This is a genomic window from Oceanimonas sp. GK1, assembly GCF_000243075.1.
Taxonomy (GTDB): Bacteria; Pseudomonadota; Gammaproteobacteria; order Enterobacterales; family Aeromonadaceae; genus Oceanimonas.
The window spans coordinates 3,495,617-3,514,537 of record NC_016745.1; the positions used below are offsets into that span (position 1 = coordinate 3,495,617).

General features: G+C 60.3%; 19 protein-coding genes and 1 pseudogene. 7 read left to right on the forward strand and 13 right to left on the reverse strand.

All coding sequences use genetic code 11. From position 1 onward, the window contains the following. Nucleotides 1-2 precede the first annotated feature (2 nt). The 12 genes from GU3_RS16395 to GU3_RS16450 all read right to left on the reverse strand — a co-directional run bounded on the left by GU3_RS16395 (nucleotide 3) and on the right by GU3_RS16450 (nucleotide 9,769). Entirely contained in the window at nucleotides 3-443 is a 441-nt protein-coding gene (locus tag GU3_RS16395; RefSeq protein ID WP_041543889.1) for a TIGR01244 family sulfur transferase, read from the reverse strand. Nucleotides 444-604: 161 nt separating this feature from the next. Beyond that, a complete protein-coding gene (gene tuf / locus GU3_RS16400) occupies nucleotides 605-1,789 on the reverse strand; it encodes an elongation factor Tu (RefSeq protein ID WP_014293653.1) in 1,185 nt (394 codons plus the stop codon). A gap of 64 nt (nucleotides 1,790-1,853) precedes the next feature. Next, nucleotides 1,854-3,953: an elongation factor G gene (fusA, locus tag GU3_RS16405; RefSeq protein WP_014293654.1), complete on the reverse strand. Its 2,100-nt coding sequence runs from the start codon at nucleotides 3,951-3,953 to the stop codon at nucleotides 1,854-1,856. Between the two features lie 75 nt (nucleotides 3,954-4,028). Continuing rightward, nucleotides 4,029-4,499, reverse strand: a complete 471-nt coding sequence (gene rpsG, locus GU3_RS16410; RefSeq protein WP_014293655.1) for a 30S ribosomal protein S7 — start codon at nucleotides 4,497-4,499, stop codon at nucleotides 4,029-4,031. An 84-nt stretch (nucleotides 4,500-4,583) separates the two neighbouring features. Beyond that, nucleotides 4,584-4,958: a 30S ribosomal protein S12 gene (gene rpsL, locus GU3_RS16415; protein WP_014293656.1), complete on the reverse strand. Its 375-nt coding sequence runs from the start codon at nucleotides 4,956-4,958 to the stop codon at nucleotides 4,584-4,586. A 248-nt stretch (nucleotides 4,959-5,206) separates the two neighbouring features. Further along, nucleotides 5,207-5,491 carry a sulfurtransferase complex subunit TusB gene (gene tusB, locus GU3_RS16420; protein ID WP_014293657.1) on the reverse strand — a complete coding sequence of 95 codons (285 nt, stop codon included), beginning with the start codon at nucleotides 5,489-5,491 and terminating at the stop codon, nucleotides 5,207-5,209. 6 nt (nucleotides 5,492-5,497) lie between these two features. Continuing rightward, entirely contained in the window at nucleotides 5,498-5,854 is a 357-nt protein-coding gene (tusC, locus tag GU3_RS16425; RefSeq protein WP_014293658.1) for a sulfurtransferase complex subunit TusC, read from the reverse strand. Continuing rightward, nucleotides 5,854-6,255: a sulfurtransferase complex subunit TusD gene (tusD, locus tag GU3_RS16430; protein ID WP_014293659.1), complete on the reverse strand. Its 402-nt coding sequence runs from the start codon at nucleotides 6,253-6,255 to the stop codon at nucleotides 5,854-5,856. Before tusD ends, tusC begins: the two co-directional genes overlap by 1 nt. Nucleotides 6,256-6,307: 52 nt before the next feature. Beyond that, nucleotides 6,308-6,691 carry a RidA family protein gene (locus GU3_RS16435; protein WP_014293660.1) on the reverse strand — a complete coding sequence of 128 codons (384 nt, stop codon included), beginning with the start codon at nucleotides 6,689-6,691 and terminating at the stop codon, nucleotides 6,308-6,310. Beyond that, on the reverse strand, nucleotides 6,688-7,371 hold the full coding sequence (locus tag GU3_RS16440) for a transcriptional regulator (protein WP_014293661.1): 684 nt from the start codon (nucleotides 7,369-7,371) through the stop codon (nucleotides 6,688-6,690). The genes GU3_RS16435 and GU3_RS16440 overlap by 4 nt, the downstream gene beginning before the upstream one ends. Nucleotides 7,372-7,556: 185 nt before the next feature. After that, entirely contained in the window at nucleotides 7,557-8,051 is a 495-nt protein-coding gene (gene ilvN, locus GU3_RS16445; protein WP_014293662.1) for an acetolactate synthase small subunit, read from the reverse strand. Then, a complete protein-coding gene (locus GU3_RS16450) occupies nucleotides 8,051-9,769 on the reverse strand; it encodes an acetolactate synthase 3 large subunit (protein ID WP_014293663.1) in 1,719 nt (572 codons plus the stop codon). Before GU3_RS16450 ends, ilvN begins: the two co-directional genes overlap by 1 nt. A gap of 715 nt (nucleotides 9,770-10,484) precedes the next feature. Here GU3_RS16450 and leuA point away from each other — a divergent pair. The 4 genes from leuA to leuD are packed head-to-tail and all read left to right on the forward strand — an operon-like array spanning nucleotide 10,485 to nucleotide 15,160. Continuing rightward, the gene (gene leuA / locus GU3_RS16455; RefSeq protein WP_014293664.1) at nucleotides 10,485-12,050 is read left to right on the forward strand and encodes a 2-isopropylmalate synthase; all 1,566 of its coding nucleotides are present in this window, start codon (nucleotides 10,485-10,487) and stop codon (nucleotides 12,048-12,050) included. 2 nt (nucleotides 12,051-12,052) lie between these two features. Then, on the forward strand, nucleotides 12,053-13,153 hold the full coding sequence (gene leuB, locus GU3_RS16460; protein WP_014293665.1) for a 3-isopropylmalate dehydrogenase: 1,101 nt from the start codon (nucleotides 12,053-12,055) through the stop codon (nucleotides 13,151-13,153). Further along, on the forward strand, nucleotides 13,153-14,550 hold the full coding sequence (gene leuC / locus GU3_RS16465) for a 3-isopropylmalate dehydratase large subunit (RefSeq protein ID WP_014293666.1): 1,398 nt from the start codon (nucleotides 13,153-13,155) through the stop codon (nucleotides 14,548-14,550). Before leuB ends, leuC begins: the two co-directional genes overlap by 1 nt. Nucleotides 14,551-14,560: 10 nt before the next feature. Beyond that, entirely contained in the window at nucleotides 14,561-15,160 is a 600-nt protein-coding gene (gene leuD / locus GU3_RS16470; protein WP_014293667.1) for a 3-isopropylmalate dehydratase small subunit, read from the forward strand. Between the two features lie 62 nt (nucleotides 15,161-15,222). On the opposite strand, the gene GU3_RS16475 is transcribed toward leuD, so the two are convergent. After that, nucleotides 15,223-15,513, reverse strand: a complete 291-nt coding sequence (locus tag GU3_RS16475) for a PilZ domain-containing protein (protein ID WP_014293668.1) — start codon at nucleotides 15,511-15,513, stop codon at nucleotides 15,223-15,225. A gap of 146 nt (nucleotides 15,514-15,659) precedes the next feature. Between GU3_RS16475 and thiB the strand changes: the two genes are divergently transcribed. From thiB to thiQ, 3 genes and pseudogenes are all read left to right on the forward strand, one after another. After that, a complete protein-coding gene (thiB, locus tag GU3_RS16480; protein WP_202798320.1) occupies nucleotides 15,660-16,631 on the forward strand; it encodes a thiamine ABC transporter substrate binding subunit in 972 nt (323 codons plus the stop codon). Further along, a complete protein-coding gene (gene thiP / locus GU3_RS16485) occupies nucleotides 16,631-18,226 on the forward strand; it encodes a thiamine/thiamine pyrophosphate ABC transporter permease (protein ID WP_041543893.1) in 1,596 nt (531 codons plus the stop codon). Before thiB ends, thiP begins: the two co-directional genes overlap by 1 nt. Then, nucleotides 18,210-18,902, forward strand: a pseudogene (gene thiQ, locus GU3_RS16490) (thiamine ABC transporter ATP-binding protein); the annotation flags it as partial. The gene thiP and the pseudogene thiQ, both read left to right, overlap by 17 nt. Nucleotides 18,903-18,921: the final 19 nt, after the last annotated feature.

The following is an 18,921-nucleotide window of genomic DNA, read 5'->3' on the forward strand; positions in this document are numbered from 1 at the left end:
GCTCAGCCTTTGCTGCCGGCGGCCAGGTGAAGAGCGGCCAGCCGCTCGGCCTGGGCCGACAGATCATAGCCGGCGGCGGCAGCCTGACGCAGCAAGTCCTCCGCCGGCTGCTGCCCAGCCCGGGACAGGGCCCACAGGGTAATGGAGCGGGTGCCGGTGCGGCAGAAGGCCAGCACCGGTGCCTCATGGTGACCGAGGGCAGCGTCAAAGTCGGCAATGGCCTGTTCGCTGAAATGGCCCGAGGCGATGGGTATCCACTCCCAGGCAAGACCCTGGGCGCTGGCCTCGGCGGCGAGCGCCTGCGCCGCCGGCTGGCCGGCGGTTTCGCCGTCGGGGCGGTTGCAGATCAGGGTTTTGTATCCCAGTGCCTTTAACCGGGCCAGATCGCCGGCGGTGACCTGATCCGCCACCGCAAAGTCCGCTGTTACCTGCCTGATGTCCATGTGCTTGTCCTCTTGTTTCATCCTGCCTGCAGCGAACCATAGCACTGCAGCCATGCCTTTAAATTAGAAATTACTAACATAAAGGCATGGAGACAAGTGCAAAAACAAAAAAAGGAGGCCGAAGCCTCCTTTCTTGCAGCGCTTGTGGCGCCAATCCTCAATTACTTGAGGATCTTGGCTACAACGCCGGCGCCTACGGTACGGCCACCTTCACGGATGGCGAAACGCAGACCGTCTTCCATCGCGATGGGAGCGATCAGGCTTACAACCATCTTGATGTTGTCGCCAGGCATTACCATCTCAACGCCTTCCGGCAGTTCGATGGTACCGGTCACGTCAGTGGTACGGAAGTAGAACTGAGGACGGTAGCCTTTGAAGAACGGAGTGTGACGGCCGCCTTCGTCTTTGGACAGTACGTACACTTCGGATTCGAAGTCGGTATGCGGGGTGATGGAGCCCGGCTTGGCCAGAACCTGACCACGCTCAACGTCTTCACGCTTGGTGCCACGCAGCAGCACGCCCACGTTCTCACCGGCACGGCCTTCGTCCAGCAGCTTGCGGAACATTTCAACGCCGGTACAGGTGGTCTTGGTGGTGTCTTTGATACCCACGATTTCCACTTCTTCACCCACGCGAACGATACCACGCTCTACACGACCGGTCACAACGGTACCACGGCCCTGGATGGAGAATACGTCTTCGATCGGCAGCAGGAAGGCACCGTCGATGGCACGCTCGGGATCCGGAATGTAGGAATCCAGGGCAGCAGCCAGTTCCAGGATCTTCGGTTCCCACTCGGGATCGCCTTCCAGGCCTTTCAGGGCGGAGCCCTGGATAACCGGAATGTCGTCGCCCGGGAAGTCGTACTCGGACAGCAGCTCACGTACTTCCATTTCTACCAGCTCGAGCAGCTCTTCATCGTCAACCATGTCACACTTGTTCATGAAGACAACGATGTAAGGTACACCTACCTGGCGGGCCAGCAGGATGTGCTCACGGGTTTGCGGCATGGGGCCGTCGGTGGCAGCAACCACCAGGATCGCGCCGTCCATCTGGGCAGCACCGGTGATCATGTTTTTCACGTAGTCAGCGTGACCGGGGCAGTCAACGTGAGCGTAGTGACGGGCTTCGGTGTCGTACTCAACGTGAGAAGCAGCGATGGTGATACCACGGGCCTTTTCTTCCGGAGCGTTGTCGATCTGGTCGAAGGCGCGAGCGGAACCGCCGAACTGCTTGGCCAGCACGTTGGTGATGGCAGCGGTCAGAGTGGTTTTACCGTGGTCAACGTGGCCGATGGTACCAACGTTAACGTGCGGTTTCGTACGTTCAAATTTTTCTTTAGACACGGACTAGTCCTTCCTGATTTGCTCCCGTCCGACAGGACGGACGGGAAGATTTAACAAAGATTAATTAACCTCGGCGGGCAGCAATCACTGCCTCGGCCATGTTCGCGGGCACTTCGGCGTACTTGGCAAACTCCATGGAGTAGGAAGCACGACCCTGGGTCTGCGAACGCAGGTCGGTAGCGTAACCGAACATTTCGGACAGCGGAACCAGGGCGTTCACAATCTTGCCGCTGGGGCCGTCTTCCATGCCTTCGATGATGCCGCGACGACGGTTTACATCGCCGATCACATCCCCCATGTAATCTTCGGGGGTTTCCACTTCCACCTTCATCATGGGCTCGAGCAGAGCCGGGTTACACTTCATGAAACCCGCCTTGAACGCCATGGAGCCGGCGATCTTAAAGGCCATTTCGGAAGAGTCAACATCGTGGAACGAGCCGTCGTACAGGGTTACCTTGATGTCTTCAATCGGGTAGCCTGCCAGTACGCCCTGCTTCATCTGCTCCTGAATGCCCTTGTCTACGGCGGGAATGTATTCCTTGGGAATCACACCACCCACAACGGCGTTCACGAAGGTGTAGCCGGCGCCCTCTTCCTGGGGCTCGATTCTGATCCAGACGTGACCAAACTGACCACGACCACCGGACTGGCGCACGAACTTGCCTTCCTGCTCCACGGAACCACGAATGGTTTCGCGGAAGGCCACCTGGGGCTTGCCCACGTTGGCCTCCACCTTGAACTCGCGTCTCATGCGATCCACGATGATGTCCAGGTGCAGTTCGCCCATGCCGGCGATAATGGTCTGGCCGGACTCTTCGTCGGTCCAGACCCGGAACGAGGGATCTTCCTGGGCCAGACGACCCAGGGCCAGGCCCATTTTCTCCTGGTCGGCCTTGGTTCTCGGCTCGACCGCCACGGAGATCACCGGCTCGGGGAATTCCATCCGTTCCAGAATGATCGGTGCGTCCGGCGCACACAGGGTGTCACCGGTGGTCACGTCCTTCAGGCCGATGGCGGCGGCGATGTCTCCGGCGCACACGGACTTGATCTCGTCACGCTTGTTGGCGTGCATCTGCACGATGCGGCCAATGCGTTCACGTTTGCCCTTGACCGAGTTCACCACGGTATCGCCGGTGTTGACGACGCCGGAGTACACGCGGAAGAAGGTCAGGTTGCCCACAAAGGGATCGGTGGCGATCTTGAACGCCAGCGCCGCAAAGGGCGCGGCGTCGTCGGCGGGACGGGTATCGGGCGTTTCGCCGTCTTCCTTCACACCGGCGATGGCAGGTACTTCCACCGGCGACGGCAGGTATTCCACCACCACGTCGAGCATGGCCTGTACACCCTTGTTCTTGAACGCGGATCCACAGGTAACCAGGATGACCTCATTGCTGAGCACGCGGCTGCGCAGGCCGGACTTGATGTCCTCCTCGCTCAGCTCGCCCTCTTCCAGGTACTTTTCCATCAGCTCTTCATTGGCTTCGGCGGCGGCTTCCACCAGATTCTGGTGCCACTCTTCGGCCAGTGCCTGCATGTCTGCAGGAATATCGTGGTATTCAAAGCTGGTACCGTTGTCTTCGTCGCTCCAGTCGATGGCCTTCATCTTGACCAGGTCGACCACGCCCGTGAAGTGCTCTTCGGCGCCAATCGGCAGCTGCACCGGCACCGGCGTTCCTTTCAGACGGGTCTTGATTTGCTCGACCACGCGCAGAAAGTTGGCACCGGTACGGTCCATCTTGTTGACGAAGGCAATACGGGGAACGTGGTACTTGTTGGCCTGACGCCATACCGTCTCGGACTGGGGCTGCACACCACCCACGGCGCAATACACCATGACAGCACCGTCGAGCACCCGCATGGAACGTTCCACTTCAATGGTGAAGTCCACGTGTCCGGGCGTGTCGATGATGTTGATGCGGTGCTGAGGGAACTGGTGATCCATGCCGTCCCAGAAACAGGTCGTTGCTGCGGACGTAATGGTGATACCACGTTCCTGCTCCTGCTCCATCCAGTCCATGGTCGCGGCGCCCTCATGGGTTTCGCCGATCTTATGGTTTACACCGGTATAGAACAGAATGCGCTCGGTAGTGGTGGTCTTGCCGGCGTCAATGTGAGCGCTGATACCGATATTACGGTAGCGTTCAATCGGAGTTGTACGAGCCACAATAAGATCCTCTTGCCAAGGTCGAATGTCCTTAGTGAGCCACAAGGGGCGCGACCGAGGCCGCGCCCGCTCTCATTACCAGCGGTAGTGAGCGAAGGCCTTGTTGGCTTCGGCCATGCGGTGAACGTCTTCACGTTTCTTGACCGCGGAGCCTTTGTTTTCAGAGGCATCCATCAGCTCGCCAGCCAGACGCTGGGCCATGGATTTTTCGCCACGCTTGCGCGCAGCGTCCACCAGCCAGCGCATGGCCAGGGCGTTGCGACGTACGGGGCGTACTTCAACAGGCACCTGATAGGTGGAGCCACCTACCCGGCGGGATTTAACTTCAACAGTAGGACGAACGTTGTCCAGGGCTTCTTCAAACAGCGCCAGGTGATCTTTGCTGGTTTTGGCAGCAACGATGTCCAGGGCACCGTAAACAATCTTTTCAGAGGTAGACTTCTTGCCGTCTACCATTACTACGTTTACAAACTTTGCCAGCAGTTCGGATCCGAACTTGGGATCCGGCAGGATTTTACGCTGGCCGATTACGCGACGTCTTGGCATTGCAAACTCTCCGTAACTTCAGGAATAACCCAAAACAAAACAGGTTAAAAAAATAAATGTTTGGCCTTACTTAACGGAGAACCATTAAGCCTTGGGCTTCTTGGCGCCGTACTTGGAGCGGCCCTGACGACGGGCGGAAACACCGGAGGTGTCCAGCGCGCCGCGCACGGTGTGGTAACGCACACCGGGAAGGTCTTTAACACGACCACCGCGGATCAGCACAACGGAGTGCTCCTGCAGGTTGTGGCCTTCACCACCAATGTAGGAGTTCACTTCGAAGCCGTTGGTCAGACGAACACGGCACACTTTACGCAGTGCGGAGTTCGGCTTCTTCGGAGTGGTGGTGTATACGCGGGTGCACACGCCGCGCTTTTGCGGGCAGGCTTCCAGCGCCGGCACGTTGCTCTTAGCAACGGCTTGTTGGCGAGGCTTGCGCACCAGCTGGTTAATAGTTGCCATTAACAGCTCCTGATAATGTCGTTCTACAGTTGAAAAAATCCATCCCCAAAAGCGGGGACGCAAAATTCTATGCTCGCCCCGAAGGCAAGTCAAGATTTATACAGTTGCTCAAAGCCGCTTGGCTACAGACAGTGGCGGGGATTGCCGGAGTCGACCGTCAAATGTCATGGACGACATTTGCCGAGCGTCCCATGGATGGGCTTGAAGCGTGTCGGCGCAGGTAACCCCGTCACGCTCGGGCTCGCCGGTTACCACGCCGTGGGGCTGCCCTGCGCCGCAATCAGCTCGACCAGGCCGGCCATGGTGAGCGGCGTGCCGATCACTGGCTCAAGGCCGCGGGCCTCCAGATCTTCCTGCATGACAAACAGGCCACCGGCGTCGGCCAACGGCTGCAGCCGGGCCTGCCAGGCCGGCAGGGTGGCGGCGATCACCCCATCCTGCCACAGCACCAGCTGATCGCCGGGCTGCAGGTAACCCATGGCCAGCTCCAGGCTGTGGTGACTAAAGGGAGAGTGTTTGACGGTATGCAGCATAGGTCCTCAGAAGCTCAACCGAACGTCGTGCTCGCCCAGAAGACGGCGCAGCTCGCCGGTATCGCAGGCTTGCGCGTCAATACACAAATCGGCCAGGGTCAGGCCGCGCTCGGCCAGTGAGGCGGCGCACACATACACCTGCTCGATGTCGTACAGCTCCAGCAGGCCAAAGGTCGGCGCATAATCCCGGCCGTGAATGGCGGCGGGCGCTTGCTCACGCTTGAGCTGATACACACCGTCGTCCATAAAAAACACCGCCAGCGCCTCGCTCAGGGCCGAGGTGGCCAGCACCGCATCCAGCCCTTCCCGACCGGCGGCGCTGCCGTGGGGCGCCGTGCGGAATATAAAAGCAACCTTGTTCATCAGAATTGCACCACCCTGTCGGCGGTCAATGCCGCCTGGGCCAGGGCCCCGAGGCCACTCAGACGAAAGGGCGTGGCCACGTTGCCGCTATCCAGACCGGCTTCAGCGGCACCGGTGTCGTCGCACAGGCCACGGCGCAGCGCCGCCGCCACACACAAGTCCAGGGTAAGCCCATGCTGTTCGGCCAGGGCCACCCAGGCCCGGTGCAGATCGAATTCGTCACTGGCGGGCTGCACCAGGCGGTTACCGTTGTGCACCCCTTCCTGATAGAAGAACACGCTGTCGATGACATGCCCCTGCTCCAGCAGGGCACAGGCAAAGCGCCAGGCATCGGCGGCGGCCTGAGTGCCATAACAGGGGCCGGTCACCAGCAGGGCAAAACGCAGGGAAGAGTCGGTCATGGCAAGGTCCGCAGAGAGCAAAAGAGCGGCCGCAACCGCTCTTTGAATTGGCTTATTCCACCAGGGCGATGGCTTCCACTTCCACCAGCACGTCTTTGGGCAGACGGGCCACTTCTACGCAGGAACGGGCCGGGGCACCGGCGGCGAAGTAGCTGGCGTAGACTTCGTTGAAGGCCAGGAAGTTGTTCATGTCGGACAGGAAACAGGTGGTCTTGACCACGCTGGTGGCATCGGCACCGGCTTCGGCCAGCACCGCCATCAGGTTGTCCATTACCTGCTTGGTCTGGGCTTCGATACCGCCCTCGACCACGTCCATGGTGGACGGATCCAGCGGGATCTGACCGGAGGTGTAGACCATGTTGCCCACGCGGGTGGCCTGAACATAGGGACCGATGGCAGCAGGTGCCTGGTCGGTGGCGATTACGGTTTTAGTCATGGGTTCTCCTGGTTATTTGGCGATGACGCTTCGTCATCGCGTTTTTTCTGCCTGATATAGAGATAGACAGTGTGTTTGGAAATGTTGAGCTTGTCCGACACCATGGCGATGGCGTCCTTGATGTCGAAGATGCCTTTTTCAAACAGGGTAGTGACAATTTGCTTGTTCTTGGCGTTGTTGGCCACATCCGGATCGGCGTTGATCGCTTCGATGGTACGCTCCACCGTCAGGGTCACCAGCTCCTCCACATTGTTGCTGAAGTTTTCCGCCGACGCCTGGGGCCGCTCGTTTTCCGGCGGCAACCAGTCGGCCATCAGTTCGTGCAGGGGTGCCCCCAGATCCAGATGCAGGCACAGCACGCCGGCCAGCTCGCCATGAGCACCGCGCACCACCTGCATCAGGCTGCGCACCGGCGAGCCCAGCCGCTGGTGAGTCAGACACAGCCGGCTGCCCCCGCGGTGCTGCAACTCGACCAGCAGCCGCTGTTCGGTATCGGTCATGGCCGCGCCCGGCTGGCGGTTGCCACCGGCCACCCGCAGGGCCACGCCGCCCGGCTCGTGGAGGGAATAGAACACGACCTCACAATGCCGCCCGTAAAGCGCCGACAGCCCCTCTACCAGCTCCGCATACCGCAACAGCGCCTCATTCAAGGCGGCACCCGTGGCCGTATTGTTCAGCACAAGGGCCGCCCCGCTTCGGGCCGTCCCACTCTCCGTTGGCATTGCTGGCTCCCACCCCTGATCTCTGGTTCTGATTTTCAATCGCTGGTAATGAATGTCAACTTTTTTTGAAGGGAAGCGTGAGGCCACCAGCCCGCCGACAAAAAAACCGCCCGCAGGCGGTTTTGCATTGTATGGCAACTTGCTCAGGCCCGCAGGGCCTTTTCACCCCGGGACACACCGCACACGCCGCTGCGCACCACTTCCACCACTTCGGTGGTATCGCTCATGTTGCAGATAAAGGCATCGAGCTTGTCGCTGGTGCCCACCAGCTGCACCGTATACAGGTGCGGAGTGACGTCCACGATCTGGCCGCGAAAGATGTCGGCGGTACGCTTGACTTCATCCCGGTTGGACCCGTCGGCGCGCACCTTGACCAGCACGATTTCCCGCTCGATATGATCCCCGTCGGTCAGATCGCTGACCTTGAGTACGTCCACCAGCTTGTTGAGCTGCTTGGTGATCTGCTCGATTACCCGCTCGTCGCCGCTGGTGACGATGGTCATGCGCGACAGGGTGGGATCCTCGGTAGGCGCCACGGTCAGGGTTTCAATGTTGTAGGCCCGCTGGGAAAACAGCCCCACCACCCGGCTCAGGGCGCCGGACTCGTTTTCCAGCAACAGGGAAATAATACGCCGCATCAGGTTCGCTCCGTTTTGCTCAACCACATTTCATCCATGGCTCCGGTCTTGATCTGCATGGGGTACACATGCTCTTCCGGATCGATCTGAATATCCATGAACACCAGCTTGTCGGTCAGGGAGAAGCACTTCTCCAGGGCCGCGTCCAGCTCGGCCGGATCCGTCACTTTCATGCCCACGTGGCCGTAGGATTCGGCCAGCTTGACGAAGTCGGGCAGCGAGTCCATGTAGGAATGGCTCTGACGGCCTTCATAGAACATCTTCTGCCACTGCTTCACCATGCCCAGGGCGTTGTTGTTCATGGAGATGATTTTCACCGGTATGTTGTATTGCATACAGGTGGACAGCTCCTGAATGTTCATCTGAATGGAGCCGTCACCGGTCACGCACACCGACACCGCATCGGGGCAGCCCAGCTTGGCGCCCATGGCGGCGGGCAGGCCAAAGCCCATGGTGCCCAGGCCACCGGAGTTGATCCACTGGCGCGGCTTGTCGTAGGGATAGTACAGGGCGGCAAACATCTGATGCTGGCCCACATCGGAGCTGACGATGGCCTTGCCCTCGGTGATGCGGTAGACGGATTCGATCACCTGCTGGGGTTTGATGTACTTGTCGCTCTTCTCGTAGCTCAGGCACTGGCGGGAGCGCCACTGCTCGATCTGCACCCACCAGTCGTCCAGCGCCTGGGTATCGGGCTGCAGGCCCAGCTCGCGAATGGCCTCCAGCATCTGGGCCAGCACGGTATCGGCCGAGCCCACGATGGGTATGTGCGCCGGAATGGTCTTGGAAATGGACGTCGGATCCACATCCACGTGCACTATGGTGGCGTGCGGACAGAACTTGGCCACGTTGTTGGTGACCCGGTCGTCGAAGCGGGCACCGATGGCAAGGATCAGATCCGAGTTGTGCATGGTCTTGTTGGCTTCATAGGTGCCATGCATGCCCAGCATGCCGATAAACTGCTTGTGGGTACCGGGCATGACGCCAAGGCCCATCAGGGTGTTGGTCACCGGCAGATTGAACTGCTCGGCCAGCTGCACCACCAGGCCGCTGGCATCGGCAGTAATGGCACCGCCCCCCACGTACATCACCGGTCGCTTGGCGGCGGCCAGGGCCTTCATCGCCTTTTTGATCTGGCCCTTGTGGCCCACGCCGGTGGGGTTGTAGGAGCGCATGTCCACCGACGCCGGATAGACGTAGGGGTGCTTTTCCTTGGGGTTCTGAATGTCTTTGGGCAGGTCCACCACCACCGGGCCGGGGCGACCGGACGCGGCAATGTAGTAGGCCTTTTTAATGGCCAGCGGAATATCGGACGCCTTTTTACACAGAAAGCTGTGCTTCACGATGGGGCGGGAAATACCGATCATGTCGGTTTCCTGGAAAGCGTCATCACCAATGTAGTTGGTCGGCACCTGGCCCGACAGCACCACCATGGGAATGGAATCCATGTAAGCGGTGGCAATGCCGGTAATGCAGTTGGTCGCGCCCGGTCCCGAGGTTACCAGCACGGTGCCCACCTTGCCGGTGGCCCGGGAATAACCATCGGCCATGTGCACGGCCGCCTGCTCGTGGCGCACCAGCACGTGCTCTATTTTGCTGTTTTCAAACAAGGCATCATAGATGTCCAGTACCGAGCCGCCGGGATAACCAAACAGGTAATCAATCCCCTGGTCCTCCAGCGCTCGCACGACCATTTCTGCGCCTGATAACATCTCCATGGTAAAGCCCTCCAGGCTCTGCTCCGTTCACTTTGCCACTCTCTCGCACAGCCACACGCGGCCGCCAGCCGGGTGACATGACAAAATGAGCGACTTTTTATATTTATAAAACAACAACTTACAACAGCGAAGCTGAAGATAAGCAGAAAAAGGATGAAAAATCACCTTAACCTGCTTTAAATCCGTTGTCTACGGGCTTTGGCAAATCCGTTGGCCCCGCTCGAAACAGCCTGCCACAGCGGCCTCGAGCGCAACAGCGCCAACAAAACCTTCCGGCTGGCGCCAGTGCTCAAAGCCTCACCAACCCCACCGGCAACGCCGGATTTTACCAATTACAAAACAATAACAAGACAGAGCCAAATAAAAGCAAAACGATCAATCAACAAAAAACACAAGACCAGAATAAAACACCAAAAATAACCACCAACCCCTTCCTATCAAAGGGGCACCACCCGCCTTCATGACCACGGTAAAGTTGACAGCAGCATCGTTAATCGTTATCTGTATAGCGTTGTTAACGGATTCTTTCCTGATGTGAGTGACCATGCAAAAGCAAATTCAGCTACTACTACTAACCAACAAGGTGCTATAGCGCACGGGGTCAGGCGTAGCTGGAATTTATCATTCACACAGTTTCACACTTAAAAACCCGTGCCGTCCGCACGGGTTTTTTTCATTCTGCCTCGGGCGGCACGAATACACAGAGGAAAGCGACATGTCGAACCAAGTCATCATATTCGATACCACCTTGCGGGACGGTGAACAGGCGCTTTCCGCCAGCCTGACCGTCAAGGAAAAACTGCAGATCGCCCAGGCTCTGGAACGACTCGGTGTGGACGTGATGGAAGTGGGCTTCCCCATTTCCTCGCCCGGCGATTTTGAGTCGGTGCAGACCATTGCCCGCCATATCAAAAACAGCCGCGTCTGCGCCCTGTCCCGCGCCCTCAAGGCCGATATCGACGCCGCCGGTGAGGCGCTGCGGGTGGCGGATCAGTTCCGTATTCACACTTTTATCTCCACCTCCGACATTCATGTGCAGAGCAAGCTGCGCAAGGACTTCGACTCGGTGGTGGAAATGAGCGTGGCTGCGGTCAAGCATGCCCGGGGTTACACCGACGACGTGGAATTCTCCTGCGAGGATGCCGGCCGCACCCCCATCGATAATCTGTGCCGCATGGTGGAAGCCGTGATTAAGGCCGGTGCCCGCACCGTGAACATTCCCGACACCGTGGGCTATACCGTGCCCAGCGAGTTCGGCGGCATCATCAAGACCCTGTTCGAGCGGGTGCCCAACATTCACGAAGCGGTGATTTCCGTGCACTGCCACGACGATCTCGGCATGTCGGTGGCCAACTCCATCGCCGCCGTGCAGCAGGGCGCACGGCAGATAGAATGTACCATCAACGGTATCGGCGAGCGCGCCGGCAACTGCTCGCTGGAAGAAGTGGCCATGATCATGAAAACCCGGGGCGAACTGCTCGGGGTGCACACCAACATCAAGCATCAGGAAATCTACCGCACCAGCCAGCTGGTACGTAACCTGTGCAACATGCCGGTACAGCCCAACAAGGCCATCGTCGGTGCCAACGCCTTCTCTCACTCCTCCGGCATTCACCAGGACGGCGTGCTGAAGAACAAGAATACCTACGAGATCATCACCCCCGAGAGCATCGGCCTGCCCAAGAACCAGCTCAACCTGACCTCCCGCTCCGGTCGCCATGTGATCAAGCACCGCATGAGCGAGATGGGCTACACCGAGCAGGACTACGATCTCGACACCCTCTACACCAGCTTCCTGGCGCTGGCCGACCGCAAGGGCCAGGTATTCGATTACGATCTGGAAGCCCTGGTGTTCTTCAGCCAGATCCACGAGGAGCCCGAGCAGTACAAGCTCAAGTACCTGAGTGTGCAGTCCGGCAGCAACGTCATGTCCACCGCCAGCGTGCGCATGGAAGTGGGTGGCGAAATCGTCAATGAAGCCGCCGTGGGCAACGGCCCGGTGGATGCCGTTTACCAGTGCATCAATCGCGTCACCGGCTATGACATTCGCATCGACAAGTACGAGCTCAAGAGCAAGGGCGAAGGCAAAGATGCCCTCGGTCAGGTGGACATCGTGGCCGAATACAAGGGCCGCAAGTTCCACGGCATGGGCCTGGCTACCGACATCGTCGAGTCGTCTGCCCAGGCCTTGATTCACGTGATTAACTGCATTTACCGGGCCGAGCAGGTCGCGGAAAAGAAAGAAGAAATTCAGAAAAAAATACGTATGGAGACAGTGTGAACATGAGCGCAAGCTACAAGGTCGCGGTATTGCCGGGTGACGGCATTGGCCCGGAAGTCATGGCCGAGGCCATTCGCGTGCTGGACAAGGTGCAGGCCGAATTCGGTCTGCAGCTGGAATACAGCCACTTTGACGTGGGTGGCATCGCCATCGACAACCACGGTACTCCGCTGCCGGCCGCGACCCTGGCCGGCTGTGAAGCCGCCGATGCCGTGCTGTTCGGCTCTGTGGGTGGCCCCAAGTGGGAAAACCTGCCCCCCAATGAGCAGCCCGAACGAGGTGCCCTGCTGCCCCTGCGCGGTCACTTCAAGCTGTTCTGCAACATGCGTCCGGCCAAGATCTACCAGGGCCTGGAAGGCTTCTCGCCGCTGCGTGCCGACATCAGCGCCCGGGGCTTTGATATCGTGTGCATGCGCGAACTGACCGGCGGCATCTACTTCGGTCAGCCCAAGGGCCGCGAAGGCAGCGGCGCCGAGGAGAAGGCGTTCGACACCGAGGTGTATCACCGCTATGAAATTGAGCGCATCGCCCGGCTGGCGTTTGAAGCGGCCCAGGGCCGCCGCGGCCTGGTCACCTCCGTCGACAAGGCCAACGTGCTGCAGGCCTCCATCCTGTGGCGCGAAGTGGTGACCGAAATTGCCAAGGATTACCCGGACGTGGCCCTGAACCACATCTACATCGACAACGCCACCATGCAGCTCATCAAGGATCCGTCCCAGTTCGACGTGCTGCTGTGCTCCAACCTGTTCGGCGACATCATCTCCGATGAAATGGCGATGATCACCGGTTCCATGGGCCTGCTGCCCTCCGTCAGCCTGAACGACCAGGGCTTTGGCCTGTACGAGCCGGCCGGTGGCTCCGCCCCGGACATCGCCGGCAAAGGCATTGCCAACCCTATCGCCCAGATTTTGTCCGCCGCCCTGATGCTGCGCTACAGCTTCAAGCAGGAAGACGCGGCCCAGGCCATTGAGCGCGCCGTGGCCGAAACCCTGGCCGCCGGCTACTTCACCGGCGATCTGTACAGTGACCACGCCGAACATCCGGTGCAATCCACCAGTCAAATGGGTGAGCAGATCCTGTCCCGCATTCGGAGAGCAAACTAATGGCCAAGACCCTTTATCAGAAAGTCTTTGACGCCCACCTGGTGCGCAATGAAGCCGGCGAAACCCCGCTGCTGTATATCGACCGCCACCTGGTACACGAAGTGACCTCGCCCCAGGCCTTTGACGGCCTGCGCGAAAAGGGCCGCAAGCTGCGCCGTCCCGACCGCACCTGGGCGACCATGGACCACAACGTGTCCACCGAGACCAACGACATCGCCGCTTCCGGTGAAATGGCCCGCATCCAGATGGAAACCCTGGCCAAGAACTGTGAAGAATTCGGCGTGCCGCTGTATGACCTGCACCACAAGTACCAGGGCATCGTCCACGTGATCGGCCCGGAGCTGGGCCTGACCCTGCCCGGCACCACCATCGTCTGCGGTGACTCCCACACCGCCACCCACGGTGCCTTTGGTGCACTGGCCTTCGGTATCGGTACGTCCGAGGTGGAGCACGTCATGGCCACCCAGACCCTGAAGCAGGGCCGGGCCAAAACCATGAAGATCCAGGTCAACGGCGAGCTCAACCCGGGCATCAGCGCCAAGGACGTGGTGCTGGCCATCATCGGCAAGGTCGGCCATGCCGGCGGCACCGGTTATGTGGTGGAATTCTGCGGCAGCGCCATCGAATCCCTGTCGATGGAAGCGCGCATGACCATCTGCAACATGGCCATCGAGCTGGGCGCCAAGGCGGGTCTGGTCGCCCCGGATCAGACCACCTTTGACTACCTCAAGGGTCGTCCCTTCGCCCCCGAAGGCGAGCAGTGGGAGCAGGCGGTGGCCTACTGGAGCACCCTGAAGTCCGACGACGGCGCCCAGTTCGACGCCGTGGTGGAACTCAACGGGGCCGACATTGCACCCCAGGTGACCTGGGGCACCAACCCGGGCCAGGTGATGCCGGTGAACGGCACCATTCCTTCGCCGGAAGATTTTGACGACGCCGTGGAGCGCCAGTCCGCCGCCAAGGCGCTGCAGTACATGGACATTCCCGCCGGGGGCAAGCTCACCGACGTGAACATCGACAAGGTGTTCATCGGCTCCTGTACCAACAGCCGCATTGAAGACTTGCGCGCCGCCGCCGCCATCGCTCAGGGCCGCAAGGTGGCCGCCGGGGTCCAGGCCCTGGTGGTCCCCGGCTCCCAGCAGGTGAAGGCCCAGGCCGAAGCGGAAGGGCTGGACAAGATCTTTATCGAAGCCGGTTTTGAATGGCGCCTGCCCGGTTGCTCCATGTGTCTGGCCATGAACAACGACCGGTTGCAGCCCGGCGAGCGTTGTGCCGCCACCAGCAACCGCAACTTTGAAGGCCGTCAGGGCCGGGGTGGCCGTACCCACCTGGTGAGCCCGGCCATGGCCGCCGCCGCCGCCGTGTTCGGTCACTTTGTCGACATTCGGGAACTGTAAGGGGAATAATATGAGCAGATTCAAGCAATTAACCGGTATCGCCGCCCCCCTGGATGCGGCCAACGTAGACACCGACCAGATCATTCCCAAGCAGTTTCTGCAGAAGGTGACCCGGTCCGGCTTTGGCAAGCACCTGTTTCACGACTGGCGCTTTCTGGATGACGCCGGCGAGCAGCCGAACCCCGAGTTCGTGCTCAATCAGGCGCCCTACGACCAGGCGGTGATTCTGCTGGCACGGGAAAACTTCGGTTGTGGCTCCAGCCGCGAACACGCGCCCTGGGCCCTGGCCGATTTCGGTCTGAAGGCCGTCATCGCCCCGAGCTTTGCCGACATCTTCTACGGCAACGCCATCAACAACGGCATGGTGCCGGTGCGCCTCACCGACGACCAGGTTGAAAGCCTGTTCCAGTACGTGGCTGCCAGCCGGGGCGCCGAGATCACCGTGGATCTGGAAGCCCAGCAGGTGCGCGCCGGTGAACTGGCCTTCCCGTTTGAAATCGACGAGTTCCGCCGCTACTGCCTGCTCAACGGCCTCGACAACATCGGCCTGACCCTGCAGCATGCAGATCAGATTGATGCCTATGAGGCTCAGCAGCCCGCCTGGCTGTAATCTGCGGTGCCACTACCTTCAACGCCGGCTTGATGCCGGCGTTTTTTATCAAGGCAACCGCGTCAGTGCACATCCTCCAGATACAGGGCAACCAGATCGGTGGTCACTCCCTGCTCCACCCTTAACACCCGGGCCATAGCCTTGAGCGGAGGCACCCGCTCGCCCGCCGACGGCAGCACCAGCTGCCACTGCTCTCCGGGGTGGCAGCGGCTGCACTCGACTTCCATCAGCATGCCTTCCGGACTCAGGTTCAGACAGGTTCCCTGAATGCGCTCGCTGGCAGTGGCCAGGATCACGGTAGCGTTAACTTGCAGACGGCTGAACAGCCGCTGATCCTTGTTGGCAAATAACATGGGCTCATCCTTTCAATGGCTGGTTTCACACGGGAAATATTCCTACAATAGCGCTCTTACCCCTTACTATCGGGCTCACCGGCAAAGGCAGCTGTATCGCCCCGATGCTTGTAACTCAACCAGGGAGTGGCCCAGTGAAAAAGACGCTGTTTGCCTTGCTGATGGCCGCCGGCACGCCGCTGGCGGCTCAAACGCCGACGCTTACCATTTATACCTATAGCTCATTTGCATCGGACTGGGGACCAGGCCCGGCCATAGAGCAAAGCTTTGAAGCCGAGTGCGGCTGCAACCTGGAATGGGTGGCACTGGACGATGGCGTGTCCATCCTTAACCGGCTGCGGCTGGAAGGGGACAATACCAGGGCCGATATCGTGCTGGGGCTCGACAATAATCTGCTGCAGGCGGCACAAGAAACCGGCCTGATTGAACCTCATGGCCTGAGCCCCGAAGGGCTGACCCTGCCCGGCGGCTGGAGCAACGCCTACTTTCTGCCTTTTGATTACGGCTATTTCGCCTTTATCTACAATGCCGACAAGCTGGCCAACCCGCCCGCCAGTTTTGCCGAACTGCTCGAGCGCCCGGAGCTGACCCTGCTGTATCAGGATCCGCGCACCAGCACCCCGGGACAGGGCCTGCTGCTGTGGGTACAGCGCCTCTACGGCGACCAGGCCCCCGAGGTCTGGCAAAACCTGGCCAAGCGTACCGTGTCGGTCACCAAGGGCTGGAGCGAGTCCTATGGCATGTTCCTCAAGGGTGAGGCGGATCTGGTACTGTCTTACACAACCTCGCCTGCCTATCATATCGAGGCGGAGCAGCAGCACCAGTACCGGGCTGCTGCCTTTGAGGAAGGCCACTATCTGCAGGTGGAAGTCGCCGGTAAGGTGAAAGGCAGCAACCAGCCCGAACTGGCCGACCGCTTTATGCAATTCATGACGACGCCGGGTTTCCAGCAGCACATTCCCGCCGGCAACTGGATGTACCCGGTAATCGACACGGCCCTGCCCGCCGGTTTTGACGAGCTGGTCACCCCGAGCCGATCGTTAAGTTTCAGTGCCGAGGAGGTGGCCAGCCAGCGCAAACAATGGCTGCGCCAGTGGCTTGGCGCCACCACCCGCTGATGTCCCTTCGTTTATGGTGGTTGCCGGGTGCCATCAGCACCGGCGCCATTCTGCTGCTGACGGTCGCTCCCCTCGCCGTTCTGTTGCGCGGCGGCAGCGATACCGGGCAGATCCTTGCCGACCCCTATCTGCGCCACGTGGTCTGGTTCAGCTTTTACCAGGCATCCCTGTCGACTCTGCTCAGCCTGGGCCTGGCCCTGCCACTGGCCCAGGCGCTGTCGCGCCGGCGCTTTCCCGGACGCACCCTGCTGCTGCGGCTGTTTGGACTCACCCTGGTGCTGCCGGTGATCCTGGTGGTGTTTGGCATGGTCACGGTGCACGGTCGCCAGGGCTGGAGCAACCGGCTGCTGGAATGGCTCGGAGTGGAGCCGGTCAGCTACCTCTATGGCCTGAGCGGCATTCTGCTGGCTCATGTGTTTTTCAACATGCCACTGGCAACGCGCATTTTGCTGCAAACCATCGAGGCCATTCCCGCCAGCCAGTGGCGACTGGCCAGCCAGCTCGGCTTTAACAGCCGACAGCTGTTTCGCTGGCTGATCTGGCCGGCGGTACGGGGCGCTTTGCCGGGGCTGGCCAGCCTGATTTTCATGCTCTGTTTTACCAGCTTCGCCACCGTCATGGCGCTAGGCGGCGGCCCCAGATCCACCACCCTGGAAGTGGCCATCTACCAGGCCCTGCGTTACGACTTCGATCTGCCCCTGGCCGGCAGCCTGGCGCTGCTGCAACTGCTGCTCTGCGGTGCCTTTCTGCTGGTGCAATACCGCCTCAGCAGACCGCCGGAGTACCGGAATGATCAAGCGCTGGCCTGCCCGCGTCATGATGCCCCCTGGTGGCATACCCGCCTGACCGATACCCTGGTGATGGCAGTCGCACTGCTCATTTTTTTGCCGCCGTTGCTGGCCATCGTCACCGCCGGCCTTAACCCGCAATTGCTGCCGGCACTGGCTTCACAACAGTTATGGTCGGCCCTGGGGCAGTCTATGGCCATTGCCGTCAGCGCCGGTCTGCTGTCGGTGCTGCTGACCATCGGCCTGCTGAGCACCAGCCGTCACCTGCGACTCAGGCAAGAACGCCGGGTACTCGCCAGCGGGCTCGAAGCCAGCGGCTCCGTCATACTGGTGCTGCCCGCTGTGGTTCTGTCCACCGGCCTGTTTATATTGCTGCGCGACCTCACCGATGTGTTTGCCCTGGGGCCGCTGCTGGTGATCCTGGTCAATGCCCTGATGGCCATGCCCTATGGCCTGCGCACCCTGCAACTGCCCATGGCGCGGGTAGTCCGGCGCTACGACCGCCTTTGTAGCAGCCTGGACATTCGCGCCTTCAACCGTATTCGGCTGGTGGAATGGCCACTGCTGCGCCAACCCCTGGCCCTCGCTCTGGCGCTGGCCATGATGCTGTCGTTGGGAGATTTGAGTGCCATCGCATTGTTTGGCAGCCAGCAGTTGCAGACCCTGCCCTGGCTATTGTACCAGCAACTGGGGAGCTACCAGATGACGGAAGCCGCTGCCACTGCATTGGTACTGCTGGTGCTGAACCTGGCGCTGTTCCTGCTGATTGAACGGGTATTGGGAGGGCGGAATGCTCACACTGAATAAGCTGAGTGCGCACTATCCGGAGCAAAGCCAGTGTTTTTCCCTCACCGCCGCTCCCGGAACCATTACTGCACTGATCGGCCCCAGCGGGGCCGGGAAATCCACCCTGCTGGCCATGCTCGGGGGCTTTGCCAAAACCGATTCGGGCAGCCTCAGCCTTGACGGTGTAGATCTGCTGCCCCTGAGCCCGGCCGAGCGTCCCATGACCACCCTGTTCCAGGACAACAACCTGTTCTGGCACATGAGCGTCCAGCAGAATATTGCCATTGGCCTGGATCCCGGCCTGCGCCTGAGTGTCGAACAGCAACAGCAGGTGCATCAGGTGGCCGCCCGGCTGGGCATTGACCACCTGTTGCAACGCAAGCCGGCGCAACTGTCGGGTGGGCAACAGCAGCGGGTGGGCCTGGCGCGCTGCCTGGTACGCAACCGGCCGGTATTGCTACTCGACGAGCCCTTTTCAGCCCTGGATCCGGCGCTGCGCTTTGAACTGTTGCAATTATTGCGGGAGCAGACTGACCGGCGGCAGCTGATAGTGCTGATGGTCACTCATCATCCAGGCGAAGTAGCCGGCATTGCCGATCAGATCGCCTACATTCACGATGGTCATATTCTGGAGCAGGGTGACGGCGGGCTGCTGTCAGCCCCCCGCACAACAGAATTAAGGGCCTATCTGGGCAAGCAGGCCGTGAGGGGTGAGG